Origin of the sequence: Salipaludibacillus agaradhaerens (genome assembly GCF_002019735.1) — a bacterium.
Classification (GTDB): Bacteria; Bacillota; Bacilli; order Bacillales; family Salisediminibacteriaceae; genus Salipaludibacillus; species Salipaludibacillus agaradhaerens.
This window is the reverse complement of record NZ_KV917378.1, coordinates 230,814-254,009: the sequence shown is the minus strand read 5'-3', so window position 1 is coordinate 254,009 and position 23,196 is coordinate 230,814. Positions and strand designations below refer to the sequence as shown.

The following is a 23,196-nucleotide window of genomic DNA, read 5'->3' as shown; positions in this document are numbered from 1 at the left end:
TTAGTTTTTGTAAAATTTAAGCAGAAGGGCTACTTCTCCTGCCCCCATATCCAACTTCTTAGCTATTTCTTGCTCTGTATAGCCTTGTTTGTTTAACGATAATACTTTAGAAGTATCTGATGGTTCGACAATATCCTCCTTTTCTGAAGGGGGAAGAGGAGGTTCATACTCAGCATATTTTGTATCGCTAGTTTCTTCAACTTGCCCGTTCACGTCTTCTTTATCATTTATACTGCTCTGAAGCTCATCTACTTCTTCAGTGAACATTTGAGAAGACTCTGGCTCTTTTTGTTCCAATGGCGCTTTTGGTGTGACTAACGGCGGTGCTTTAACAGAGGGGGTTAAATGCGCCATACGTCTTGCCAGTCTTTCGTTATTGTCTTTCATTTCTGTCGTATAAGAAATAAGCAAATCTTCCATTTCTTTTAATGTCTTTTCTTTATCAAGAGGTTTTTGATTATCTAAACGCTGGAACAACACGACAATGATAAAGAAGCTAATTAAATGTAAAAACAGGCTAATGAGGACTAAATAAATCATTGTTAACTCCTTTTACTACCAAGATGCGTCGAACCGAACACCTTTATATGGGTGTTTAACGACTTTTTCTTCTTCTTCGCCCTTATTTTGTTTTCGCTGTCCATCAGACTGGCTATGACCTTTCCCTGACTCAGCATCTGCGTCCAAACGATTTTTTTCTTTAAATTCTGTTTCAGTCACAGTTTTTTTTTGTTTAATATCTTTTTCTTCTTGTGCTTGTGCCATATGTTCTTGGGCGACCATTGACCGTTGTTGCATTTGATCTTGAATTTTACCCGCAGTTTGTGTTCTCGGTAACGCGACTTGCATTTCAATTGACCGTAGTCCACTCATTGAAATTCCTCCTGTCCGCTTGAGAATCCCTTGTTTCAATTTAGTTATCACTCATTATATCATGATCTCTTTTAATTATAATGGTTCAAACGAAATTTCACTACGATCTAGTTTAAAGAGCACGTTTTCATGTGTTGTGACAATTTTTCTTCTATACTTACCAAAATGTAAGTCTGTATTTGCGTGAATGGCTTTAATGATTCGGATTTCAGCTTGATCTTGATTTTCGAATAGTTCTTTGATCTCATCTAGCTTATCTTTTGCACTATTTAATTCTTTGTTAGCATCCATTAAAGAATTTTTTATTTTTAATTTCATCACCTTTTCTTTGGCAGTTAAAGATGATGTTTTCTCTTTATCCACGATGTTTTTCAGCAAAACACCTAGCTTTTGAGTATTTTCTTGTGCTTGAAGCATTTGTGTTTTATATTTGCTTTCAGATGCTACTGCTTCCTCACTCACACCGAGAAAAAGGGTAGTCGGTGTATTCATATGATTACCTACCTCATTAACCTCAATGCCTTTCCCGGATGAGATAGAGCCGCCCACAATGTTACCTCTATTCTGATTGCAGTATACATAACCTTGAGCTTTAACGGTGCTGTGTAAAATTGATTTAGTGACCTTTACATCTCCACCAGCCTCGATATTAGCCTGATTTAAAAATGATGTCTCTACATCCCCTTCGGCAGATATTATACCGCCTCCTTGGGCTACGACTCCTTGTTGAATAAATATTGAGCCCCCTGCTTTTAATATCGCCGCTTCTACCGAGCCATGTACCCTTATATCTCCTTGAGCCTTAATTTCAAAACCAGAAGGAACATTTCCTCTAATATTAACATTGCCAATAAAATCAATGTTTCCAACTTTCATGTCTACATCCCCATTAACCTCGTAAATAGGGAAAACATGAATCACTTTAGGTTCAACGGAAATCTGTCCGTCGATTGTTGAGAATATTTCTAGTCCGTCAACCCGGGTGTTCTTTCCTGGGCGTAGCTTTAGATCACGTCCAGGCTTAGCCTTTACATCCTCGCCATACACATTAACACCATTTTTCTCTTCAGTCGCTTCTATTTTTTTTCCGACTAATTCGCCATTTTTAACAGAAGGTATTTCGATAACTTTTTTTAAATTGATATCTTCTTGATCGTTTTGTTGAGTGTTATCTTCGTCTTGCAACTCTTCTAAAATTGACCAAATATATGCGTTCTCCCCGTCAACAGGATCAAGTCCTCTAGCAATGATGGTTGGTAAAGTGTCATTTCCGGTCACTATTTTCTCAATAACTTCTTCAAAAAGGCCATATGTAACACCATTTTCTTTAACAAATTTTTTTAAATCATCGACCGTTATCTCTTCAGGCAATGGCTGTAACTGTTTTAACTTAGCCGACATTTTATCTCTACTTATCTCTATAGCTAAAATCTCGTGTAACTCCTCCATCTGAATCCCCCCTCTTTTTAACTCTACATATAATTTTACACCAACTTGTAATATCTGATGGCTAACTTTAAACAACTACCCAATCATATGTCAAAATTAAGGCATCTATATGGTGATTATCTTGTAATACCCTTCTACTGAACAACAGTATCTCTACTCCCCAGGAGGTATTTAATTCGTGTACAAAAAAACGAAGACACTGCTGTGTAATATCTTCGTTATGAAAAGAAATCGCTAACTTTATTCTTTAATTTTTGTTGAAGCTTGAAAATGGTTTTAGAGTGAATTTGGGAAATTCTAGATGTGGATAAATTCAACGCTTCACCAATTTCAGTTAGCGTAAATTCTTCAAAATAAAATAGCGAAATCACGAGCTGCTCATTGCGGTTTAAAGTTTTTAAAATCTCCGCCAGCTCCTCATAGACCGCTTTTTTTCCAAGCGTCTCTTCAGGGGTGAGGGTTTGCTGGTCCACAATGGTTGAAGAGTACGTATCATTTTTCTCTGAATCCTGGGTAGGTTCATCAATGGATAATAAATTAGAGAAGAAAGATTCATTCATCGTATGAACAACTTCATCCTCTTTTAACCCTAACTCCTCTGCTACTTCTGCTGGTGAAATATTTCTTCCATGTCTTTGCTCTAGCGCTTCTATCGCCTGGTCAATTTTCTTAGACCTGTCACGAACCGATCTCGGAAGCCAGTCTTCTTGTCTTAAACCATCGATAATAGCCCCACGAACACGAAACGAGGCATACGTATCAAATTTTAGTTCACGCCCTGGATCGAATTTCTCCAAGGCATCATAGAGACCGATTAAACCGTGACTTCTAAGATCCTCAACCTGAACGCTACGTGGTAAATTTGCACTTATTCTTTGAACATGAAATTCCACAAGGTGCAAGTAGGCTTCGACTAAACGGTCACCTGCTACAGGGTCTCGATCTGTCTGCCAACGCTTCCATTCATTCTCTAACGTCGGTGCTTCTTTTGCTCGGGGCATGGAAATACTCCTCCTGTTCGGTCATTAATTCTCAACACGAAAAAGTTTACTGTTGCTCACTATTTTGAACATCGTAACTGGTTTCTTCCTCAGCAGCTGTAGCTTCAGGTTCTTCTGTAAGAGGGGTTCTTGAAAACTCCTGCTCCATTTTAATAATGTCGTCAATATAACGATCTGTCGAATCCTCTTCTTCTAGAGTGACTTTTTCAGGTCTAGTTGATACAACAAATTTCCAGATAGCATGAAAAATAAGTCCAAAACCAGCACCTACAACTAGTCCAATAATGCCTCTAAATAAAGAAGTAGGCCATAAATTACTCGTAAGAGAAGCGATAAATACAACACTAAAACATGTGATAGAAAAACACAGGACAACGTTCATTTTGGTCATACTTGAACCACACCTTTATTAACGGTTCTAATCTCCAGGAGGCCGGTCATTGGATCAAATTCAATCGTCCGCCCACTACTTCCTCCTACATCCTCATAAATAATTGGTATTTTTAATTTTTCAAGGATTTGTTTAACAGCCTCCACATTACGTGGCCCAATTCTCATCGCTTCATTATTAGATGAAAATTTAAACATTTGGGCTCCTCCTGCGATTTTCGCTTTTATCCGATATTTCGCCACTCCTTCTTTCGACAAAATATCCATTAAGTCGTTTATGGCTGTATCCGCATATTTTGCACGATTCAATACGCCTGCACGTGCATATGAGGAATCTGGCAACATAATATGAGCCATGCCCGAAACATTTACTTTTTCATCATAGAGAATGATACCTACACACGAACCTAAACCAGACGTCCGAATGGTTTGAGGGGGTTTAGCAATATTTAAGTCAGCCATCCCCACTTTCACTACCTCACCCATCTAACGGAACTCCTAACGCTTGCAGAATTTTGTTTAATGAATCTGGATCAGGTAAAAGGAAAAAGTGTCCTTTTGACCTAATAGTATCATCGTTATTTTTTTCGTTAATCTCGGTATCTATGACAATGGCATAATCACCAGCACGTGAAAGTTCCACAAGACCGAAAGATAAAATAGCCGTCGTCATATCCACTGCAATGGCAGGTGGTGTAGGCTGTAAATTTAATTTAGTAAAATCAGATAACGCTGATAAATATGAGCCAGCGAGAATATTCCCAACTTCATTTAATGCAGAGGATGCCATCTCATTCAAAGGCTCGTCTGAAAAATCAATGGAAGGATCTCCTGTTAACTGTTGGATAAAACGGCTGGCTTCATTAACTGGCAGCATAAAAAACATATTGCCTGGTGCATCTCCCTCAATAAGGAGAAAGACCGCAGCAACCACTGCCTCTTCTCCCCCGACAGTATCACCAATTTCTTTAAAAGGCACGACTCTAACTGCCGGAACATTCATATCAATTGTTTTATTGAGCATTTGAGAGAGAGCCGTAGCAGCATTGCCTGCACCGATATTTCCAACTTCCCTTAAAATATCTAAATACTGCGCTCCAATTTTGCTCAGATCTATCATTTAACTGGCCCTTCAATCTCTTGTAATTCATTCATTTCTTCAGCGTTCAAAACTTTATCAAGGTTAAGTAAAATCAATAACCTTTTTTCTAGTTTTGCCACACCACGAATATATTCGGCTTCTAGACCACCAACAACTTCAGGAGGTGGTTCAACAGCACTTTTCGGAATGTCAATCACGTCATTTGCTGCATCAACGACTAAACCAACTTCCATATTTCCTACTGTCACGATGATCACCCGTGTTGTTTCTGAATGGTCAATTCCTTCAATACTAAATCGCTTCCTTAAATCAATAATCGGTGTGACAACCCCACGGAGATTAATAACTCCTTCAACAAAATCAGGTGTACTAGGAACCCTCGTAATATGTTGGACTCTTTCGATGGACCGAACTTGTTCAACTTCTACACCATACTCTTCATCTTTCAATTGAAATACAATGACTTTCATGTCATCCATGACTGCTTCACTCATTGTCTAGACCTCCCTATTGGTTTAGTTGATTTCATTTCTTTTAGTAAATATCATGCCATCTATTTAATTAATGAGTTACAATCTATGATTAAAGCAACTTGACCATTTCCTAGAATGGTAGCTCCAGAAATAGCAAACACATTTGTTAAATAGTCCCCTAACGATTTCAAGACGATCTCCTGCTGACCAATAAATGAATTAACGACTAGGGCAGCCATTTTTTCACCTTTTCGCACGATGACAATAGAATAAAAGTCGTCGTCCTCTTTTGTAACTGGTACATCAAAAAACTCTGTTAAATCAAGTAGTGGGACAACACTTCCACGGAAATCGATCACTTTTTGATTATGTGCAGCCATGATTTCATCCTTCTTAATAATGGCCGTTTCAATAATCGAAGAAAGTGGGACTGCATAAATTTCATCTTGAATTTCAACTAACATAACTGAAATTATCGATAATGTGAGTGGTAATTGGATTGAGAATGTGGTTCCTTCATTCGGCTTAGATGTTACGGTGACGTTACCACCGAGTGACTCAATTTTATTTTTGACCACATCAAGCCCTACACCGCGCCCTGATAAATCTGATACTTTGTCAGCTGTGCTTAAACCACTTGAAAATAATAGTTCATATACTTGATTATCAGTTAATGTTGCGCCATTTTCTTCCGAAACCACACCGCTTTTAATGGCTTTTTCAAGAACTTTTTCTCGGTTAATTCCGGCTCCATCATCAGCGACTTCAATGAAAACATGATTCCCACTATGATAGGCTTTTAATGTTACTTGTCCTTCTTCGGACTTACCAGATTCAAGCCGTTTAGCTGGCATTTCAAGTCCGTGATCCATTGAGTTTCTTAACAAGTGAACGAGCGGATCGCCAATTTCATCAATCACTGTTCTATCAAGCTCAGTTTCTGCACCAATTATTTCTAAGTGAACTTTCTTATTCAAGTCCTTTGCAATCCCTCTTACCATACGTGGAAATCTATTAAACACTTGTTCTACAGGGACCATTCGCATATTAAGAATAATATTTTGCAAGTCTCCTGAAATTCGCGACATATGTTCAACTGTTTCAGTTAATTCACTGCTTTTGAGATCACTAGAAATTTGTTCAAGTCGCCCTCGGTCAATGACTAACTCTTCGAAAAGATTCATCAGACTATCAAGACGATCAATATTAACACGTATCGTTTTGTTAGTTCCTTGGGCACCTTTACTTTCTTTCTGCTGAGATGTGGAAGGTTTTTCGTCTTTTGTATCCTCTACTAGTATGTCTTCCGCTGGTTCTACTGCCCCTTCTGATGGCTGTTCCTGATCGTTAATCGTATCCGCATCGATCGTCACAATATCCACGCGATCAATTTCTGACACTTTCATAATGCGACTATGAACGTCTTCAACAGATTCTTTTGTAACAAGTGTAACCGAAAAATCTAAATCAAAATTTTCTTCCTCTAACTGATCAACAGAAGGGACGGACTTAATCACTTCTCCAATTTGTTCAAGAACTTCAAATGCCATGAAGACACGAGCTGCTTTTAAAATGACGTCTTCTCTTAAAAGAACATTGACGTAATAAGCGTTAAATCCTTGTTCCTTCGATTGCTTTAATACTGTAATTTCAAAATCATCAAATCTCACACCTGTACTTGATTCTTTTACAGGTACTGTAGTCTTTTCAACGGTCGCTGCTACCTCATCAACAGACACACCATTTTCAATTTTCTCAAGTTTAGCTACGACAGCGGTCACATCCCGTTTACCTTCTCCACCATCAGCAATATCATTAACCATAGCCTCTAAGTCATCAACCGATTCAAAGACGACATCAAGTAAGTGACTATCAGCGACAATCTTTCCATTTCTAATACCATCTAGCACGTTTTCCATTTGATGAGTCAGGCTTGCTAGATCTTCATATCCCATCGTAGCCGCCATCCCTTTAAGTGTATGCGCAGAACGAAATATTTCATCAATGATTGAATGGTCATCAGGTGCATTCTCTAACTTGAGTAAGTTATCATTCATCGCTTGAAGATGTTCTGTACTCTCATCAATAAACATATCTAAGTACTGATTTTTTTCCATTGTGATCCCTCCAATTAGCTGTACTTCACTATAGTTGATGCAATGTCTTCTAAATCTTTCACTTCATCCACTAAATTTGTACTTATTGCAGCTCGCGGCATGCCATAAACAACACATGTTCTTTCAGATTCAGCTATTGCGATTGTTTTCATATTTTCTTTCAAATGTACTAGACCTTTTTTCCCGTCAGAACCCATTCCTGTCATAATAACTGCAATAATATTTTTTAGTTTTATGTCTGTTTGTGATGTAAACATAGTATCGACAGATGGTCGATGACCATTTACTAATTCTGACTGGTCCAAACGAATTGCGACAGAAGTCCCAACACCTCTTACTTTTAAATGGTATCCTCCCGGAGCAATATAGGCAACACCTTTTTTTATAATTTCACCATCTTCTGCTTCTTTTACAGATATCTCAGACAGAGAATTTAGCCTTTCACTCAATGATTTTGTGAACCCTTTCGGCATGTGCTGAACGATCAAAATGGGATGAGGAAAGGATTTAGGTAGACGTGCTAGCACCTCCTGTAGGGCTTTAGGACCCCCTGTTGACGTCCCAATAACTACCAAGGTATCAACACCGGACTTTAGACCTGGTTTTTGTTTATAGAGAAGCCCATCTTCCACTGGTGTGAGTGAGACAGGTCGTTTTTTTTCATGGACAACTGATAATTCTTTAATTTTTTTAGCAGGAAGAGAGGAAGCATGTAGGACTTTTTCAATTAAATCGTTACCTACTTTATGAAAGTCCAACGAAATGGAACCTGAAGGCTTTGAAATGAAATCAAAAGCACCTATCTCCATGGCTTGAATCGTTGTATCTGCGCCTTCTTTCGTGATACTTGAAACCATAATAACTGGTTTTGGATTTCTTTTCATGATTTCTTTTAAAGCATCAATGCCTGACATAACAGGCATTTCTACATCCATTGTAATCACATCAGGATCTAATTTCTTCAGCTTCTCCAATGCATCCTGCCCATTGCGTGCTTTGTCAATAACACGAATGTTCTCATGCCTTTCAAGGATATCCGAAATCATTTTTCTCATAAATGCTGAGTCGTCTACCACAAGCACTTTAATCATCTAAACCCTCCTCCACTGCTAATTTTTCATAAAACCCTTTAGCTTGGAAATAAAAGATGAAATCGATCCTTCGCTCTTAATATCATGGCGCCCAGTTTTCAAATACTTGCGCACAGCTGCTGTCACAGCGGTTGCCGGTTTAGATCTAGGTGAGTACAAAACAAATGGTTTCTGGGCCCTAACCGCCTTCCTAACAACGTCATCATCGGGAATGGATGCTAAATAAAAAATATCTTTGTTTAAAAATCGTTTCGTTACGGTTAACATGTTCGAGGACGTATGACTGCCTTCTTTTGTAGAATAAGCCCTGTTGACAATCATCGTCACAGGTAAAGTCGCATCTTGCAACGTAATATATTTAACCATACCGTAAGCATCTGTTATAGAAGTTGGTTCAGGTGTCGTAACAAGAAAAATATCATGACATGAAAGTAAAAAATGACTACTGTTACTCGTAATCCCTGCTCCCATATCAAGGAAAATATAATCAAATTCTGATTCAAGTGATTGAAGCTGTCTGTAGAAAAAATCTGCTTTTTCCTTATCCATTTCAAAAACATCATTTAAGGCGCTTCCACCCGCGATGTATGAAAGGCCTTCTTCAGCCGTTTCAATAACAGACCAGATCGACATATCTCGTTCAATCATATCGACAAAAGAGTAGCGAGATGTATGGCCTAACAAGATATCAATATTGGCCATCCCTATATCCAAATCAATAATCAGTACTTTTTTCCCAGTTTTTTGTAAACCTAACGAGAAATTCACTACAAAATTTGACTTCCCTACACCACCTTTACCACTGACAACTGCAATGACTTTTGTATGCTTTTTCTCAGGATGTTGAGACAAGGTCTTAGCTCTATTCATTTTCTGACGTAAAGCATCAGCCTGATCATTCACAGCTTGTTCAACTCCTTAGCAACTGCTGGACCATGTTAATCGCAGTTGCTTCCTCAATGTCATCTGGAACATTTTGTCCAGTGGCTAAGTAGCTGGCCCCTAAATGGTAATCAGCCATAATATTAATCATCGCCCCAATTGTTTCCGTTTCATCAAGTTTTGAAAAAATAAGCTTATCAATGTCAATGAGTTTAAATTGCTCGACTATCTTTTTCATATCACGGTACTTTGAGGTCATGGCTAATACGAGATGTGTTTCCATCTGTTCGTTAAAATCAATCACTTGATTTAATTGTTCTACATATAGCGGATTTCTAAAGTTCCTTCCAGCTGAGTCTACAAGAATAAAATCATAATCGCTCAATTTTTTAACTGCCTCTTTAAAATCTTTAATAGAGTAAACAACTTCAACTGGTACATTGAGGATTTTCCCGTACGTTTTTAATTGTTCAATAGCCGCGATTCTAAATGTATCTGTCGTTATAAACGCCACTTTTTTTTCATCTTTAAGAACTGCTTTAGCTGCGATTTTTGCAATTGTAGTCGTTTTACCTGCGCCTGTTGGGCCCACAACATTGAGATATTTCTTATTATAATTAAAGGCTCCAAATTGACAGTCTTTTAAAAGGGTTAGCAACTCATCTGTGACCCAGTTATTAATCGTCTCTTCACTTTGACTTTCCCCATCTTCCTGATACCATTTTTTCAACAAGTGTTTCATGACAGTGAGACGGTAGGTGTCATGAACTTCTTGATCTTTCAAGTAGGTGTTAAACGTATTTAATACGTCGGGATAGTCTTCACTACTGTGACTCACACTAGGTCCTATCCCTTTTATCATGGCTTTAAGTTCATCTATTTCTTTTGAGAGCTTCACTTGTTCTCGCTCAGTGACCTGTCTATTGATAGGCGGCTTTGGTTTCTCTCGAGCAGAATGCTTTCTTCTTCCAGAACGAGCTTCCATATCTAATGCCGCAATGACTTCAATATTCTTTTTAGTGAAAAAGCCAAGAAAGCCTCCTGACTCGACCTTTTTAGAGTTGAGAATGACGGCATCTTGCCCCAGCTCCGCCTTAACTTTCGTCATAGCTTCCGTCATATCTTTTGCAACAAATTTTTTCACCTTCATTTTCCGTTCACCACCCCGACACTTTGAACTTCAATATGTGGTTCCAACTCATTATAAGATAACACGGGAACGTGTGGCATATACCGTTCAATTAAATGACGAATGTACATTCTCACAGCAGGTGAGCATAAAAGCATTGGCATTTGACCCATTTCCTGCATTTTCTCAACTTCAGTCATCATTGACTGAATAATCGCTTGCGTGGAATTAGGGTCTAAATTTAAGAAAGCACCGTGCTCAGTTTGTTGTATAGCGTCGGCCACCATTTTTTCCACACTGCTACTTACTGTGATGACGTAAAGTGGCTCACCTTCTTCAGTATACTGTTTCGAAATTTGCCTCGACAAAGCTTGTCTTACATATTCAGTTAACAAATCTGAGTCCTTTGACATTTGTCCGTAATCAGCAAGTGTTTCAAAAATAACTGGTAAGTTTCTAATGGATACTTTTTCTTTCAATAGATTGCTAAGCACTTTTTGAATTTCTCCAATTGATAGTGGGTTCGGTGTGACATCTTCCACAAGCGTCGGATACGTTTCACCTAGGTGATCCACCAACTGCTTAGTTTCTTGACGGCCAAGTAATTCATGAGCATGGCGTTTAACAACTTCAGTTAAATGTGTTGAGACGACAGAAGGCGGATCAACGACTGTATAACCGGAAAGTTCAGCTTGCTCTTTCAACTCTTCTGATATCCATAACGCCGGAAGACCAAAGGCAGGTTCAACGGTTTCAATACCAGTAATAGCTTCGTCCTCTACACCGGGGCTCATGGCCATAAAGTGATCCAGTAGCAATTCACCTTTTGCGATTTCATTCCCCTTAATTTTTATAGAATATTCGTTAGGCTGAAGTTGAATATTATCTCTTATGCGAATAACCGGGACAATCATGCCCATTTCAATCGCTAGCTGACGTCGAATCATGACGACTCTGTCTAATAAATCTCCACCTTGATTCGTATCTGCTAAGGGAATCAAACCATAGCCAAATTCAAATTCTATCGGATCCACTTGAAGCAAGTTAATAACACTTTCAGGAGATTTAATATCTTCTTCTTCTCCTCCTTGTTCTTCTTCTACCTCATCTAATTCCAGCAATTCTTTTTCGTTTTTACCTAGTAAGAAACCCCCGACACCAAGTACTGCTGCAATAGTCGTCGTAACAAACGCTTCAATTGGTGTAAAAAACCCTAAAGCAGCAATTGTACCCGCTGCCACATAAAGCATTTTAGGATATGCAAGTAACTGGCTCGTAACATCGTGTCCAAGGTTCCCGTCTGAAGATGCTCGTGTAACAACAATACCTGTAGCTGTTGCAATAAGTAGGGCTGGAATTTGGCTGACAAGTCCATCTCCTACTGTTAAAAGTGTATATTTGTTGGCTGCTTCTGCTACAGCAAGTCCTTCTTGCATCATCCCGATCACAAGGCCGAATATAATATTGATAATAACAATGACAATCCCCGCGATCGCGTCCCCTTTAACGAACTTACTAGCACCATCCATTGATCCATAAAAGTCGGCTTCCTGTTCAATTTTTTTCCGTCGTTCCCTTGCTTCAATATCCGATATCATGCCGGCGTTTAAATCGGCATCAATACTCATTTGTTTACCTGGCATCGCATCTAGCGTAAAACGTGCACCTACTTCTGATACACGCTCCGCCCCTTTTGTAATAACCACGAACTGAATAACGACAAGAATCACAAACACGACAAATCCAACTAAGGCATTACCACCTACTACGAATTGTCCGAATGTTTCAATGACGTTTCCTGCGTCTCCTTGATTACCAAGAATAGCTCTTGTTGTCGACACGTTGAGTCCTAACCTGAAGAGTGTGACTAATAAAAGCAGGGTCGGGAAAATTGAGAACTGTAATGGCTCCCGAGTATTCATAGAAACGAGAATAATTAAGAGCGCAAATGTAATATTAATAACAATCAAAAAGTCGATTACCCCCGTCGGTAGAGGAATAATTAACATGATGACGATGAGAATAACTGTTAATAAGATACTAAAATCTTTCATTGGCATTTGCGCTTCTCTCCTTTATTAATAAAACGGCTAGCTCTTCGTTAAGCTTGTTGCTGAAGTCGGTATACATATGCGAGCACTTCCGCCACACCTTTAAACAAGTCCTCTGGCACTTGATCCCCAATTTCTGCTTGAGCGTATAAAGCTCTTGCTAACGGCCTGTTTTCTACTGTCGTGACATTGTTGTTCTTCGCAATATTAATGACTTTCAACGCGATATAGTCGACCCCTTTTGCGACAATAACTGGGGCGTTCATTGTTGTATCATCATATTTCAAAGCGACAGCGTAATGGGTTGGGTTTGTGATGACAACATCTGCTTTAGGCACTTCTGCCATCATACGGCTCATCGCCATTTGCCGCTGCTTTTCTTTAATTTTTGATTTTATGAGCGGGTCACCCTCAGATTTTTTATGCTCATCTTTAATGTCTTGTTTCGACATTCTAATGTTTTTCTCATGATCATATTTTTGATACATGTAATCAAGAACCGCAATGAATAATAACAATCCTCCGACCGCCAGTCCCATAATAATGATGAGGTTCCCTATCAGTATCGTTCCAGCCCCGACTGAGTATAGTCCCAGTTTTAGGAGGTCATCAAGGAAAAACCAAAGTACCGAACCTGTAACTAGTCCCACAAGGGTTATTTTCATCATAGACTTAAGAAACTCTACAAGAGCACGCACTGAAAAAATACGTTTAAACCCTTTAATAGGGTCAATTTTACTCAACTTCATTTTAATTGCCTCTGGAGCAAATAAGACCCCTACTTGCAAATAGTTACTGAAAATACCAGCTATTGCTGCTATTAACATCACAGGTATTGTGGCAACAGCTGCCTGATAAAGATAGTCCATAAACATTTTATGGAGATTTTCTTCGGTTAAGTTAATGAGCAAGTAATCGGTAAACGTAAACCTCAGAATCGACGTAAGCTGGTCAACAACAAAGCCTCCGATGAGCCAAAAGAATAAAAATACGAATAATAATATAAATGCCGTGTTAACATCGGTACTTTTAGCTACCTGCCCCTTCTCCCGCGATTCTTTTTTCTTTTTCGGGGTTGCTTTTTCAGTTTTTTCTTGTGCAAAATATTGCAGGTCTAGGGAAAGATACATCCCTTACACTCCTCCATAAATCTCCATTAGCGTTCTCATTGTCAGTGTCATCGTCTCAACTAAATTTTGCACCAGTAAGAAAAACGGTGCCATCGTTAAAATCATCATGACTAAACCGAGAAAAATTTTTAAAGGCAATCCGACAACGAATACGTTTACTTGTGGCACAGCCCGAGCAACCATACCTAATGCCACATCAACGAGAAAAATAGACCCGACGATTGGCATAGACATTTGAAAAGCAATAAGGAACATTGTACTAAATGTTGTAACAACATGGTCTAGTACCGCTTCATCGCCCAATGGAAGGAACAATTGGTCGATCGGTATATATTGATAACTGTAAAATGCGCCATCTATTAAAAGGTGGTGTGCATTTGTAGCTAATAAGAACAATAATGAGAACGTATATAAATAACTACCGATTAAAGGTGATTGCGTACCTGTTTGTGGATCTATCACATTAGCAATCATAAAGCCCAGTTTTAAGTCAATTAATCCACCGGCTACTTGTATGGCATATAAGAGAATCATTGCAATGAGGCCAACTGTTAATCCAACGAGTGCCTCTTTTATAATTAACAGCATAAATTCGTAATTCATCTCTAACACAGGCCAGTCTTCAGTAAAATAAATGATCCACGTCATAAATAAGGCAATCCCTACTTTTAATCGGCCAGGAATATTCTGATATGAAAAAAACGGAAGTGTTATAAAAAATGCTGACATTCGAACTAAAATTAATAAAAATGCAGGAAACCACTCGATAAAATCTAACATACTATCATCCTATAAATTGATGTAAGTTACTAAAAATTTCTTCAGCCAGTGATAATGCTTGAGAAAGCATCCAAGGACCAAAAATGACTAATGCAATAAGGACGCCTGCAATTTTAGGAATAAAAGCTAATGTTTGCTCCTGAATCTGTGTCGTTGCCTGAAAAATACTGACTGCCAATCCGATACCTAAAGCCGTGATTAACAAAGGCCCAGATATGAGTAAAATCGTAAATACGCCTTGTTCCGCCCATGATATAACCATTTCCGGACTCATAGTGCGCCTCCTCTAAAAGCTGAATAATAGTGAACGAACAATAAGGTGCCAACCATCTACCATAACGAATAACAAGACTTTAAATGGTAGAGCAATCATAACCGGTGGCAACATCATCATTCCCATGGACATAAGCACACTAGCTACGACCATATCAATGACTAAAAATGGAACGAAAATCATAAAACCTATTTGAAAAGCTGTTTTCAGCTCACTAATTGCGAAGGCTGGAACTAAGGAAGTCAGTGGGATATCGTCTAATGTTTCTGGCCTTTCCTCTCCAGCATACCCCATAAAAAGTGCTAAATCTTTTTCTCTAGTATGTTCAGCCATAAACTGTTTCATTGGTATAGCGGCTTCTTCAAACGCTTCTTCTTGTGTTAATTCTCCATTAAACATCGGCTGAAGGGCATTTTCGTTCACTTCTGAAAATATCGGCGCCATGATAAAAAACGTAAGGAATAGGGCTAAGCCAACGATGACTTGGTTAGGCGGCATTTGCTGTGTCGCCAAGCCAGATCTGACGAATGACAGCACAATTACAATCCGCGTAAAGCTCGTCATTAAGATAAGGATTGCCGGGGCTAGAGACAGCACAGTTAATAGTAATAATAACTGAATCGTCGCTGATAAATTGCCTGGATCATCACTAAATATATCTAATGCTGGTATTTGCAGTAATGCTATCATCGGTCTTTCTCCTCTATAGCAGAATAAAACTTTGTTTGTGATTTCTTGACATCGCTCATCTCTTTATCAAGTAAATTATGAAAAGCTGCTTCACTCGTATTTTGGGAACGGGCTTCTTTTTTGTTTTTTAACCACCCCTGTATTTTTGAAACAGGTTGATCAAATAAGTCTTGAGACGTTTGATGCTTTTGAAGTAAGTTGTCTACTTCCGCAGGATCATCAATTTCTTTTAGTAATGTGACAGTATCCCCTACCCCCACAATCAAAAGCCGATCCCCTGCTTTAACTAGTTGTACGGATTTATTAGATCCAACACCAGTGCCACCAATCGTTTGTAACGTAGCATGATTGTTATAACTTTTGGCCCGCTTATTAATGAATTTTAATAATGCATAAATGCAAAAGAGAACAGCACCTAAAGCTAATACCATTTGAAGTAAAATCGTGAACAAATTGGGACTAGCTGCTCCTAAGACGTCGCTTTCATCCTCTTCTTCGTTCGTATCCTCTGTCAAAGGTAATTCCTCAGTCTCACCTTCGTCATCTAGATCATTGTTTTCTTCTACAGTGTTGTTTAACAATTCATTGACGTTTCGGCCGCCTTCCCCGAAATCATTTGCTTCTTCCCCGTACGTAACTGAGGGGAAGAAAAGTATAACAATCAACATAACTAATAACTTTCTCAATCTCGTCACTCCCTGGTTGCTTTTAGCCGAGAGTTTTATTAATTGCTTCTAATACCCTCTCTGCCTGAAACGGTTTAACGATAAAGTCTTTCGCACCAGCTTGAATAGCATCTATAACCATTGCTTGTTGTCCCATTGCCGAACACATAATGACTTTTGCATTTGGATCATGCTTGCGAATTTCTTTTAAAGACGTAATACCATCCATCTCTGGCATTGTAATGTCCATTGTCACGAGGTCAGGTGAATGTTCTTTATAAAGATCTAAGGCTTGTTGGCCATCTCCTGCCTCACCAATTACTTCAAAATCATTTTTTTGTAAAATATCTTTAATCATCATGCGCATAAATGCTGCATCATCCACAATTAATACTCGTGTCGCCATCGTTAGGCCTCCTTAAAAATTAATTTCTTAAATTATTTAAACGGTCTTTCTGACTAATAATATCTGTGACACGCACACCGAAGTTTTCATCAATAACAACTACTTCGCCTTTTGCAATCAATTGTTGATTAACGAGAATATCTACAGGTTCCCCTGCTAATTTATCAAGTTCTACAATTGATCCTTGTGAGAGCTCTAAAATTTCTTTAATAGATCTTTTTGTTCTTCCTAATTCAACTGTTACTTCTAACGGGATATCCATTAGCATATCCAAATTACGTGCTTCTTGCTCATTAAGCGATGGTGCTTCAAAATTTGAAAAAGCAGCCGGCTGGACATTCGCCGCTCGTTCAGGTTGTGTAGGTCCGGACGATACATGCTGAGGACCAGTTCTAGGTGTATGAGTTGGCATCGGTGCTTGATGTTGCATCGGTGCTTCTTGTGAAATTGGCGCTTCTTGTTGGACAACCGTTTCTTGAGCAGGAGCTGCTTGTTCTGGCGTCTCTTCAGGAGCACTTCCAGAGTCATCAGGGTTCATTAACTGTTCCACCATTCCTTTTGCAAACGATACACTGATCAGCTGCATGATTTTCGAATCGATCAAGTCACCTACTTTAAGGTTAAACGCAATCTCAACTAGCATATCATCTTCAGGAAGCTTAACTTCATTTGGATTTTCAGGAAGATCTAGTAAATCGATTGCTGGAGGTGAAATATCCACCTTTTTGTTAAAGATCGTTGACATAGACGTTGAGGCAGATCCCATCATCTGATTCATCGCTTCCTGTACCGCACTTATTTCCATCTCGCCTAAGTCCTCGGAAGCAGTTGTACCATCATTGCCCATCATAAGGTCGGCAATAATAGCTGCGTCAGTTGTTTTAATAACGAGTAAATTGATGCCTTCGAACCCGTCAGTATATTCAACTGATATAGCCACATGCGGTTTTGGAAAAGCTTTATCTAAGTCAGCTCTTTTAATAACGGATACTTCTGGTGTGGTAATATCGACTTTTTGATTTAAAAGAGTTGAAAGAGCAGTTGCTGAACTTCCAAACGAAATATTTCCAATTTCACCAAGAGCATCTTGTTCAATACCAGATAAGTAGTTCTCAATCGACGAGCTGTCTGCATTATCTGGTGTTTCATTATTTGATTCCTCAGGAGTCTTCCCTTCATCTTCATTATCAATGCCGTTTAGCAGAGCATTGATTTCCTCTTGGGATAACATATCATCATTCATCAAGAGTGTCCTCCTCTTCTATAATATCTGTGATTTGTACAGCTACATGATTTTTCATTTTGCCCGGCTGTACTAAATACTTAGGCTCTTCCCCTACTCGAAGTAAAAGTGACTCTTCAATCAGTTGATTCAATTCGATAATGTCACCAGTACCTAAATGCAAAAACTCATCTACAGTAATGACCGACTTACCAAGTTCAACTGACAAATTAAGAGGCGCCTGTTTCACATTTTTCTTTAATGATTGCAATTCACCAGGCTCTCTATCTTTCTTCTTAGTTTGCATCCACAAATGAACAGATAACCTTGGTAGTATTGATTCAATGACCACATGCGGTAAACAAATATTGATCATGCCTGACGATTCACCAATCGTTGTTGAGAGTGAAATGACGACAACAGTTTCATTTGGTGACACGAGTTGTAAGAACTGCGGATTAACTTCCATATCATCCATGACAGGATCAAGTTCTTCAATCGATAACCAAGCTTCACGGAACGTTTCAAGTGTTCGTTGAAATAGCTGCGTCATAATTTTCGTTTCGATTTCCGTTAAATTCTCTACTTTGTTATAAGCTTCTCCCTGCCCACCTAAAATACGGTCAAGCATAGCATATGCAATATTAGGGTTAACTTCCATGACAAACCTTCCATCTAAAGGAAAGGGCTCAAAGACATTTAAAATAGTCATCTTTGGCACAGATCGAATAAATTCCTCGTATGGAAGCTGATCGACAGAAGCGACGCTTATTTGAACGAAAGTTCTTAACTGCGCAGATAATTGCGTCGTCAACAACCTTGCAAAATTTTCATGAATTCGTGTTAAACTTCGGATCTGATCTTTTGAAAAGCGAAGAGCACGTTTAAAGTCATACGATTTTACTTTTCTCTCCGTGTCTTCCTTCTTCAGTTCATCAGCATCCATTTCACCTGTGGAAAGAGCCGATAACAGCGCATCTATTTCCCCTTGTGAAAGAACATCAGCCATCTTGCCTCACCTCACTTCACCTGCAACTCTATCATTTATTGAATCACGCGTTGATTCATATACACTTGAACCACTTCTCCATCTTGCATAATTTCATTGATGCGATTCTTAATTCTATCTTCTAGACCTTGTATGCCTGCTGATCCTTGAAAATCAGTTGCAGTCATGTCGGACAGTTCTTGAATAATGATATTTTCTACTTGGAAACTACGTTTTTCGAATTCTTTTTTCGCATCATTGTTCTCGAGCTGAATCACATATTGTGACCGGATAATATTATTGGACGATAAGTTTGTTGTAATTTCCTCTGTTTCAACGGACCTTTCCAACACTTGATCAATCGTCGGTTCTCCTTCTTCTGCATCCGACTCTTGAAAGAATTGTGTGTACAATACGAGTGTTAGGACCCCGATTAATGTGAGAGCTGCCAGAACAATGAGCATAATATTAACGAGTCGGTTAGCAAACATAACGTTAATCTTCCCCTTCCTGATCAAACTGTTTTGAGACGAGAGGAGCTAAACCAATTCGCTTGTAAAAATGTTCAATCCGATCGGTCAGTTCTTGTTCGGTTTCCATAACAACAATTTTTTTACCGTTAGATAGTGTAATTGTTGTATCAGGAAATGCTTGAATTTGCTCAATATAAACTGCATTCAATGTAAAAGTTTGGCCATTCAGCCTAGTTAAAATCACCATATTTTTTTAGAGCTGCACTTTTATAAGCGAGGCTCACTTCCTCCTCTTTATTTAAATTAGGCTGGCTTAGCGTCTCTCACGCTAAGCCAAGCTAGTCTTATCGTTTCAAATTGACAAGCTCTTGCAGGATTTCATCGGATGTTGTAATCATTCGAGTATTGGCTTGGAAAGCACGTTGTGCAACGATCATTTCAGCAAATTCCTCAGATAAGTCCACGTTCGACATTTCAAGTGCTGAATTGACTAATTCACCGCGTCCATCCATCCCAGGCGCTCCGAGGTTTGGGGCACCAGAGTTAGGCGTCTCGACAAAAATATTACCTCCAGCTTTGGAAAGTCCGCCCGGATTAGCGAAGGTAGCAATTTGGATTTGACCAAGGACAACAGGGTCACCATCACCTGAAGGGATACCTAGCACTTCACCATTTGACGAGATCGTGAAGCTATCATAACCAGCAGCATTGTCAATAACAATTGGCCCGTTATCAATGCCTGTTAAGATAAAGCCATTAGCGTTTACGAGTGTTCCGTCAGAATCTCGATAAAAGTTCCCAGCTCGCGTATAGCCAATGTTACCTTGGCCGTCATCTAATACGAAATAACCGTCGCCAGCAATAGCTAAATCAAGATCTCTTCCTGTCGTTTGAATAGACCCTTGCGTATCAATCGTATCGATTGAAGAAAGACCACTACCTAAGCCAACCTGCATCGGGTTTGTTCCACCCCGTCCACCTGCTACAGGTGCTGAAGCCCCTGCCATTTGTTGACTCACTAAATCGTTAAATGTTGCACGACCCTTTTTGAAGCCGAAAGTGTTAACATTCGCAATGTTGTTTCCAATCACATCTAGTTTGGTTTGGAAGTTCTTCATCCCGCCAATACCAGAATATAAAGATCTAATCATGTTAATAATCTCCTCTCAATTTGTAACTCTTTTAATCGCTGCTTCAATCATTCCACAGCCTACGGCTCCCTCTCGGTCCGGCCGTTTTTTAGTTGTTTATCACAATGGCGCCGTTAATGTTAGTAAATAGCTGTGTCGCTGCTTCTTCACGGTCCATTGCAGTTATCACTGTTTCGTTTTGAGCACTGACCACAAATGCTGCCTCATTCGTTAGCACGAGTGAATCAGTCACACCCTTTTGCTTCGCTTCTTTTATTTTGGAATGAATTTCATTCCACGTTTCTCCTGCTACATCAATGCCTCTATCGAGTAAACGTTGTTCAGCGTGCTTACTGATTTTTAGCTCTGACTGCTCATCAATTGAATGCGTGAGCATTTGCTTAAAGCGATGATCAGCTTGTCCGGATGTTCGATGAACAGTGGTCGGCTTTGGTAAAGGTTGCTGCAGGTGATGGGGCATGATTTTTGGAGTCATGTGAATCACCTCACCTTCTGTTACTCAGCATTTGTAATTTTCGTAATGTTCTTTGTGTTAACGTTCGTATCACCAACAACTACTTGAACGTCACCATCTTTAAATACAACAGATGTGACGATACCCTCTCTTTTATTACCAGTGCTAGTCGTCCACTCAATTTGTTTTCCAATTAAATCACTATGTGAAGCAAAGTTATTCCTTTGAGATTCCATGAATTTTTGCAAGTTCACGTTCATATTCGTCATTTGTTCTAAAGAAGAAAACTGAGCCATCTGTGCAATAAATTCTCTGTCCTCCATTGGGTTAAGAGGATCTTGGTTCTGGAGTTGAACCATGAGAAGTTTTAAAAAAGCATCCTTGTCTAATACGCTACTACCTTGACCTTTATTCTTTTGACTTTCAACGTAATCACTGTAATTGATACTGTTTGTTTGAACCATTGTCATGCAAACACCTCCTTAAACTTCAGCATTAAAGGTTTCATCTAATAACTCACTGAAGTCTAATACATTATCTTCATCATTAGATGTCTCATTTTCATCATGATTTGCTTGTTGTTGATTCCCATCCTCATGATGTGGATCTTTCAATAGTTGATGACTTTGCTGTTGTTGAACCTCAATCTTATCAACTTGAATGTTTTGTGTTTGAAAAGCATGTCTTAGCTGCCCTAGTTGCCCTTCAATTAAATCTCTAGCCACTTTTGTAGTAGTCATGAGTGTTGCTTGCAATACGCCATTCACTTGTTGAAGTGTTATATCAAGCCTTCCTAGACTTGCTGGATGCAACTTGACATTTAACTGCTGAACACCATTCGTTAATTGTTGAAAGGTACTACGGGATAAAAGGTTCTGAAACTGGCGTATAAAGTGTTCCTGAGACGGTTTTTCAGCTTGTCCTTCACTTTGACCAGTCACGACGGACATTTGATAAAACCGCGCTAATTGGCCATTAGATGAGTCTAACATCATAGACAAGCCAGACGTCTGGTTAGCTGACTTAGAGTTTAATTGACTAGAAGCAAGTTGGTTGAGATAAGCCAATTCAGCAAATCTATTCGTATTCATCACCTGTTGACCTTCTGACTTCATTTGACTCATACCGTTGCTATCTTTTTGACTATTAAAAAATTCTTTTAGTTGAGCTAAAAGCTTGCGGTTTACTTGGCCTTCAGAGTCTTGAGTCAGTTTAGGAAAATAGGTTTCAGCCATCTGTTGTAAAAGCGGTAATCCTTTTTGTTGTCCTAATGCATTAACGCTATCTTTTTCCATTACAGAGAAAGCAGCGATAAGTGCTAGCAATTGAACTGGATCACCCGATACTTCCAAGTCTGCTACTATACTTTCTAATGATGTATTATTTTCAATCAACTCTGTTAACTCATCGGCCCATTCTGGTGGCAACATGCTTAACAAGGCTGACAAATCCTCATTATCGAGTAAGTCTTTAGAAAGAAAGCTATCTTCTAAATTCACATCATTAATAAGCTTTTGCAAATCAACGACCGTTTCAGATAACGAAGCAATTAAACTTTCCAGCGACTGATTGTTTAGTAAAGCAGCTAACTCAGGGTCTGATTCTAACTGATTTTCCAGATTCAATAAGGTAGCGTCAAGATCCTGTTCATCACCTGTCATAAGGGCAGATAATGCAGTGAGAAAGTCTGAATTATTTGTGTCATTTAACGTCTTCGTATTGGTTAGACTTTGAGCGGGCTGTTTAGGCACCATCATCGGCATAAATGCCATCATTCCATTCATTTTTTCACCCCCTTTCAAGCCATTCACTTAGTATTAATTTGAAAGCTGACCTAAAATTTGAGCTGCTAATTCTGGATCAAGCCTGCCCAAAATATCGGAGCGATTATTCACATTCATGAGACGTAAATACGTCACAGCTTCATCTTCAGGAAGTTCGCTGACAATGTCCGCAGCTTTAGAGCCTGTCATATTTTCCAGCGTTTTAACGATATCATTGACATCTGTTGTCACTTCTTCTAAATCTGCTGCTCCTTCTATTTCCTCAGTGGAAGCACTATCTGATTCTTCTTCTGATAACTGTTCTTCTAGCTCAGCGATTTCTTCATTACGTGCTTCAAGCTCACTTTCTAGCTGTTGAATTTGCTGTGAAAATGATTGGTTTTCATGTTCTAGCTGTGCAACGAGCTCTTCGTCTGATAACTCTCGTTCCTCTTCTCCCTCTATAAATGGAAGAAAGCTAGCTGCCTGCTTGACTGTATCCCCTACATTAATCCCTAGATAATAAAGCAGTACAACAGCTAAAATAATAGCGAAAACAGCCGGTATGAGAACGACCATAAAAAAGGCCATAAATTTACTTTGTGATTTTTCTTTTTGTTTGTTTTTTTTACTCATAGGTTC

28 protein-coding genes are annotated in these 23,196 nt (G+C 39.0%); all 28 read right to left on the bottom strand.

The genetic code is table 11. From position 1 onward, the window contains the following. Positions 1 to 540, bottom strand: a complete 540-nt coding sequence (locus BK581_RS01260) for a DUF6115 domain-containing protein (protein ID WP_078576370.1) — start codon at positions 538 to 540, stop codon at positions 1 to 3. A 15-nt stretch (positions 541 to 555) separates the two neighbouring features. Continuing rightward, a complete protein-coding gene (locus tag BK581_RS01255; RefSeq protein WP_078576368.1) occupies positions 556 to 873 on the bottom strand; it encodes a hypothetical protein in 318 nt (105 codons plus the stop codon). Between the two features lie 75 nt (positions 874 to 948). Further along, positions 949 to 2,322, bottom strand: a complete 1,374-nt coding sequence (locus BK581_RS01250; protein WP_078576366.1) for a DUF342 domain-containing protein — start codon at positions 2,320 to 2,322, stop codon at positions 949 to 951. Between the two features lie 218 nt (positions 2,323 to 2,540). After that, positions 2,541 to 3,323, bottom strand: a complete 783-nt coding sequence (locus BK581_RS01245) for a FliA/WhiG family RNA polymerase sigma factor (RefSeq protein WP_078576364.1) — start codon at positions 3,321 to 3,323, stop codon at positions 2,541 to 2,543. Positions 3,324 to 3,369: 46 nt separating this feature from the next. Beyond that, positions 3,370 to 3,714: a hypothetical protein gene (locus BK581_RS01240; protein ID WP_078576363.1), complete on the bottom strand. Its 345-nt coding sequence runs from the start codon at positions 3,712 to 3,714 to the stop codon at positions 3,370 to 3,372. Continuing rightward, the gene (locus BK581_RS01235) at positions 3,711 to 4,199 is read right to left on the bottom strand and encodes a chemotaxis protein CheD (protein WP_078576361.1); all 489 of its coding nucleotides are present in this window, start codon (positions 4,197 to 4,199) and stop codon (positions 3,711 to 3,713) included. Before BK581_RS01235 ends, BK581_RS01240 begins: the two co-directional genes overlap by 4 nt. Next, positions 4,192 to 4,833, bottom strand: coding sequence for a chemotaxis protein CheC (locus BK581_RS01230; RefSeq protein ID WP_078576359.1), 642 nt, complete (start codon positions 4,831 to 4,833; stop codon positions 4,192 to 4,194). The genes BK581_RS01235 and BK581_RS01230 overlap by 8 nt, the downstream gene beginning before the upstream one ends. Continuing rightward, on the bottom strand, positions 4,830 to 5,309 hold the full coding sequence (locus BK581_RS01225) for a chemotaxis protein CheW (RefSeq protein WP_078576356.1): 480 nt from the start codon (positions 5,307 to 5,309) through the stop codon (positions 4,830 to 4,832). The genes BK581_RS01230 and BK581_RS01225 overlap by 4 nt, the downstream gene beginning before the upstream one ends. A gap of 59 nt (positions 5,310 to 5,368) precedes the next feature. Further along, a complete protein-coding gene (locus BK581_RS01220; protein WP_078576353.1) occupies positions 5,369 to 7,405 on the bottom strand; it encodes a chemotaxis protein CheA in 2,037 nt (678 codons plus the stop codon). Between the two features lie 14 nt (positions 7,406 to 7,419). Beyond that, positions 7,420 to 8,496, bottom strand: coding sequence for a protein-glutamate methylesterase/protein-glutamine glutaminase (locus BK581_RS01215; RefSeq protein WP_078576349.1), 1,077 nt, complete (start codon positions 8,494 to 8,496; stop codon positions 7,420 to 7,422). 18 nt (positions 8,497 to 8,514) lie between these two features. Next, positions 8,515 to 9,399 carry a MinD/ParA family protein gene (locus BK581_RS01210; protein WP_078576345.1) on the bottom strand — a complete coding sequence of 295 codons (885 nt, stop codon included), beginning with the start codon at positions 9,397 to 9,399 and terminating at the stop codon, positions 8,515 to 8,517. A gap of 7 nt (positions 9,400 to 9,406) precedes the next feature. Continuing rightward, positions 9,407 to 10,528 carry a flagellar biosynthesis protein FlhF gene (gene flhF, locus BK581_RS01205; RefSeq protein ID WP_078576341.1) on the bottom strand — a complete coding sequence of 374 codons (1,122 nt, stop codon included), beginning with the start codon at positions 10,526 to 10,528 and terminating at the stop codon, positions 9,407 to 9,409. Next, entirely contained in the window at positions 10,525 to 12,567 is a 2,043-nt protein-coding gene (flhA, locus tag BK581_RS01200) for a flagellar biosynthesis protein FlhA (protein WP_078576337.1), read from the bottom strand. Before flhA ends, flhF begins: the two co-directional genes overlap by 4 nt. Positions 12,568 to 12,608: 41 nt before the next feature. Then, entirely contained in the window at positions 12,609 to 13,688 is a 1,080-nt protein-coding gene (gene flhB / locus BK581_RS01195) for a flagellar biosynthesis protein FlhB (protein WP_078576335.1), read from the bottom strand. 3 nt (positions 13,689 to 13,691) lie between these two features. Continuing rightward, the gene (gene fliR, locus BK581_RS01190; RefSeq protein WP_078576333.1) at positions 13,692 to 14,468 is read right to left on the bottom strand and encodes a flagellar biosynthetic protein FliR; all 777 of its coding nucleotides are present in this window, start codon (positions 14,466 to 14,468) and stop codon (positions 13,692 to 13,694) included. A 4-nt stretch (positions 14,469 to 14,472) separates the two neighbouring features. After that, positions 14,473 to 14,742 (bottom strand): flagellar biosynthesis protein FliQ, encoded by a 270-nt coding sequence (gene fliQ / locus BK581_RS01185; RefSeq protein WP_078576331.1) that lies wholly within the window; start codon positions 14,740 to 14,742, stop codon positions 14,473 to 14,475. 12 nt (positions 14,743 to 14,754) lie between these two features. Continuing rightward, positions 14,755 to 15,432, bottom strand: coding sequence for a flagellar type III secretion system pore protein FliP (gene fliP / locus BK581_RS01180; protein ID WP_078576330.1), 678 nt, complete (start codon positions 15,430 to 15,432; stop codon positions 14,755 to 14,757). Then, positions 15,429 to 16,118, bottom strand: coding sequence for a flagellar biosynthetic protein FliO (locus BK581_RS01175; RefSeq protein ID WP_078576328.1), 690 nt, complete (start codon positions 16,116 to 16,118; stop codon positions 15,429 to 15,431). Before BK581_RS01175 ends, fliP begins: the two co-directional genes overlap by 4 nt. Before the next feature lie 22 nt (positions 16,119 to 16,140). Further along, positions 16,141 to 16,503 carry a response regulator gene (locus BK581_RS01170; RefSeq protein ID WP_078576327.1) on the bottom strand — a complete coding sequence of 121 codons (363 nt, stop codon included), beginning with the start codon at positions 16,501 to 16,503 and terminating at the stop codon, positions 16,141 to 16,143. Between the two features lie 19 nt (positions 16,504 to 16,522). Continuing rightward, a complete protein-coding gene (gene fliY, locus BK581_RS01165) occupies positions 16,523 to 17,746 on the bottom strand; it encodes a flagellar motor switch phosphatase FliY (RefSeq protein WP_078576325.1) in 1,224 nt (407 codons plus the stop codon). After that, positions 17,739 to 18,734, bottom strand: coding sequence for a flagellar motor switch protein FliM (gene fliM / locus BK581_RS01160; protein WP_078576323.1), 996 nt, complete (start codon positions 18,732 to 18,734; stop codon positions 17,739 to 17,741). The genes fliY and fliM overlap by 8 nt, the downstream gene beginning before the upstream one ends. A 35-nt stretch (positions 18,735 to 18,769) precedes the next feature. Beyond that, positions 18,770 to 19,204, bottom strand: coding sequence for a flagellar basal body-associated protein FliL (gene fliL, locus BK581_RS01155; RefSeq protein ID WP_078576322.1), 435 nt, complete (start codon positions 19,202 to 19,204; stop codon positions 18,770 to 18,772). Positions 19,205 to 19,208: 4 nt separating this feature from the next. Then, positions 19,209 to 19,433 carry a flagellar FlbD family protein gene (locus tag BK581_RS01150; RefSeq protein ID WP_078576320.1) on the bottom strand — a complete coding sequence of 75 codons (225 nt, stop codon included), beginning with the start codon at positions 19,431 to 19,433 and terminating at the stop codon, positions 19,209 to 19,211. A 97-nt stretch (positions 19,434 to 19,530) separates the two neighbouring features. Continuing rightward, positions 19,531 to 20,337: a flagellar basal body rod protein FlgG gene (gene flgG, locus BK581_RS01145; protein ID WP_078576319.1), complete on the bottom strand. Its 807-nt coding sequence runs from the start codon at positions 20,335 to 20,337 to the stop codon at positions 19,531 to 19,533. Positions 20,338 to 20,425: 88 nt separating this feature from the next. Next, positions 20,426 to 20,812, bottom strand: a complete 387-nt coding sequence (locus BK581_RS01140) for a TIGR02530 family flagellar biosynthesis protein (protein ID WP_078576317.1) — start codon at positions 20,810 to 20,812, stop codon at positions 20,426 to 20,428. Between the two features lie 20 nt (positions 20,813 to 20,832). Continuing rightward, positions 20,833 to 21,261 (bottom strand): flagellar hook assembly protein FlgD, encoded by a 429-nt coding sequence (gene flgD / locus BK581_RS01135; RefSeq protein ID WP_078576315.1) that lies wholly within the window; start codon positions 21,259 to 21,261, stop codon positions 20,833 to 20,835. A 12-nt stretch (positions 21,262 to 21,273) separates the two neighbouring features. Next, positions 21,274 to 22,575, bottom strand: coding sequence for a flagellar hook-length control protein FliK (locus BK581_RS01130; RefSeq protein ID WP_078576314.1), 1,302 nt, complete (start codon positions 22,573 to 22,575; stop codon positions 21,274 to 21,276). Positions 22,576 to 22,608: 33 nt separating this feature from the next. Beyond that, complete coding sequence (locus BK581_RS01125; protein ID WP_169837471.1) at positions 22,609 to 23,190, bottom strand: magnesium transporter MgtE N-terminal domain-containing protein; 582 nt, start codon at positions 23,188 to 23,190, stop codon at positions 22,609 to 22,611. Positions 23,191 to 23,196: the final 6 nt, after the last annotated feature.

Coding starts and splice junctions, on each gene's coding strand:
- fliM (WP_078576323.1), bottom strand. CDS start 18,734: ATGGCTGATGTTCTTTCACAAGGGGAAATAGATGCGCTGTTATCGGCT.
- flhF (WP_078576341.1), bottom strand. CDS start 10,528: ATGAAGGTGAAAAAATTTGTTGCAAAAGATATGACGGAAGCTATGACG.
- BK581_RS01215 (WP_078576349.1), bottom strand. CDS start 8,496: ATGATTAAAGTGCTTGTGGTAGACGACTCAGCATTTATGAGAAAAATG.
- BK581_RS01245 (WP_078576364.1), bottom strand. CDS start 3,323: ATGCCCCGAGCAAAAGAAGCACCGACGTTAGAGAATGAATGGAAGCGT.
- BK581_RS01240 (WP_078576363.1), bottom strand. CDS start 3,714: ATGACCAAAATGAACGTTGTCCTGTGTTTTTCTATCACATGTTTTAGT.
- BK581_RS01255 (WP_078576368.1), bottom strand. CDS start 873: ATGAGTGGACTACGGTCAATTGAAATGCAAGTCGCGTTACCGAGAACA.
- fliQ (WP_078576331.1), bottom strand. CDS start 14,742: ATGAGTCCGGAAATGGTTATATCATGGGCGGAACAAGGCGTATTTACG.
- fliL (WP_078576322.1), bottom strand. CDS start 19,204: ATGTTTGCTAACCGACTCGTTAATATTATGCTCATTGTTCTGGCAGCT.
- BK581_RS01250 (WP_078576366.1), bottom strand. CDS start 2,322: ATGGAGGAGTTACACGAGATTTTAGCTATAGAGATAAGTAGAGATAAA.
- BK581_RS01260 (WP_078576370.1), bottom strand. CDS start 540: ATGATTTATTTAGTCCTCATTAGCCTGTTTTTACATTTAATTAGCTTC.
- fliY (WP_078576325.1), bottom strand. CDS start 17,746: ATGAATGATGATATGTTATCCCAAGAGGAAATCAATGCTCTGCTAAAC.
- BK581_RS01235 (WP_078576361.1), bottom strand. CDS start 4,199: ATGGGTGAGGTAGTGAAAGTGGGGATGGCTGACTTAAATATTGCTAAA.
- BK581_RS01150 (WP_078576320.1), bottom strand. CDS start 19,433: ATGGTGATTTTAACTAGGCTGAATGGCCAAACTTTTACATTGAATGCA.
- BK581_RS01230 (WP_078576359.1), bottom strand. CDS start 4,833: ATGATAGATCTGAGCAAAATTGGAGCGCAGTATTTAGATATTTTAAGG.
- BK581_RS01220 (WP_078576353.1), bottom strand. CDS start 7,405: ATGGAAAAAAATCAGTACTTAGATATGTTTATTGATGAGAGTACAGAA.
- BK581_RS01130 (WP_078576314.1), bottom strand. CDS start 22,575: ATGAATGGAATGATGGCATTTATGCCGATGATGGTGCCTAAACAGCCC.
- fliP (WP_078576330.1), bottom strand. CDS start 15,432: ATGATAGCATTACTGCAAATACCAGCATTAGATATATTTAGTGATGAT.
- flgD (WP_078576315.1), bottom strand. CDS start 21,261: ATGACAATGGTTCAAACAAACAGTATCAATTACAGTGATTACGTTGAA.
- flgG (WP_078576319.1), bottom strand. CDS start 20,337: ATGATTAGATCTTTATATTCTGGTATTGGCGGGATGAAGAACTTCCAA.
- flhA (WP_078576337.1), bottom strand. CDS start 12,567: ATGCCAATGAAAGATTTTAGTATCTTATTAACAGTTATTCTCATCGTC.
- BK581_RS01170 (WP_078576327.1), bottom strand. CDS start 16,503: ATGGCGACACGAGTATTAATTGTGGATGATGCAGCATTTATGCGCATG.
- BK581_RS01125 (WP_169837471.1), bottom strand. CDS start 23,190: ATGAGTAAAAAAAACAAACAAAAAGAAAAATCACAAAGTAAATTTATG.
- fliR (WP_078576333.1), bottom strand. CDS start 14,468: ATGTTAGATTTTATCGAGTGGTTTCCTGCATTTTTATTAATTTTAGTT.
- BK581_RS01225 (WP_078576356.1), bottom strand. CDS start 5,309: ATGAGTGAAGCAGTCATGGATGACATGAAAGTCATTGTATTTCAATTG.
- flhB (WP_078576335.1), bottom strand. CDS start 13,688: ATGTATCTTTCCCTAGACCTGCAATATTTTGCACAAGAAAAAACTGAA.
- BK581_RS01140 (WP_078576317.1), bottom strand. CDS start 20,812: ATGACTCCAAAAATCATGCCCCATCACCTGCAGCAACCTTTACCAAAG.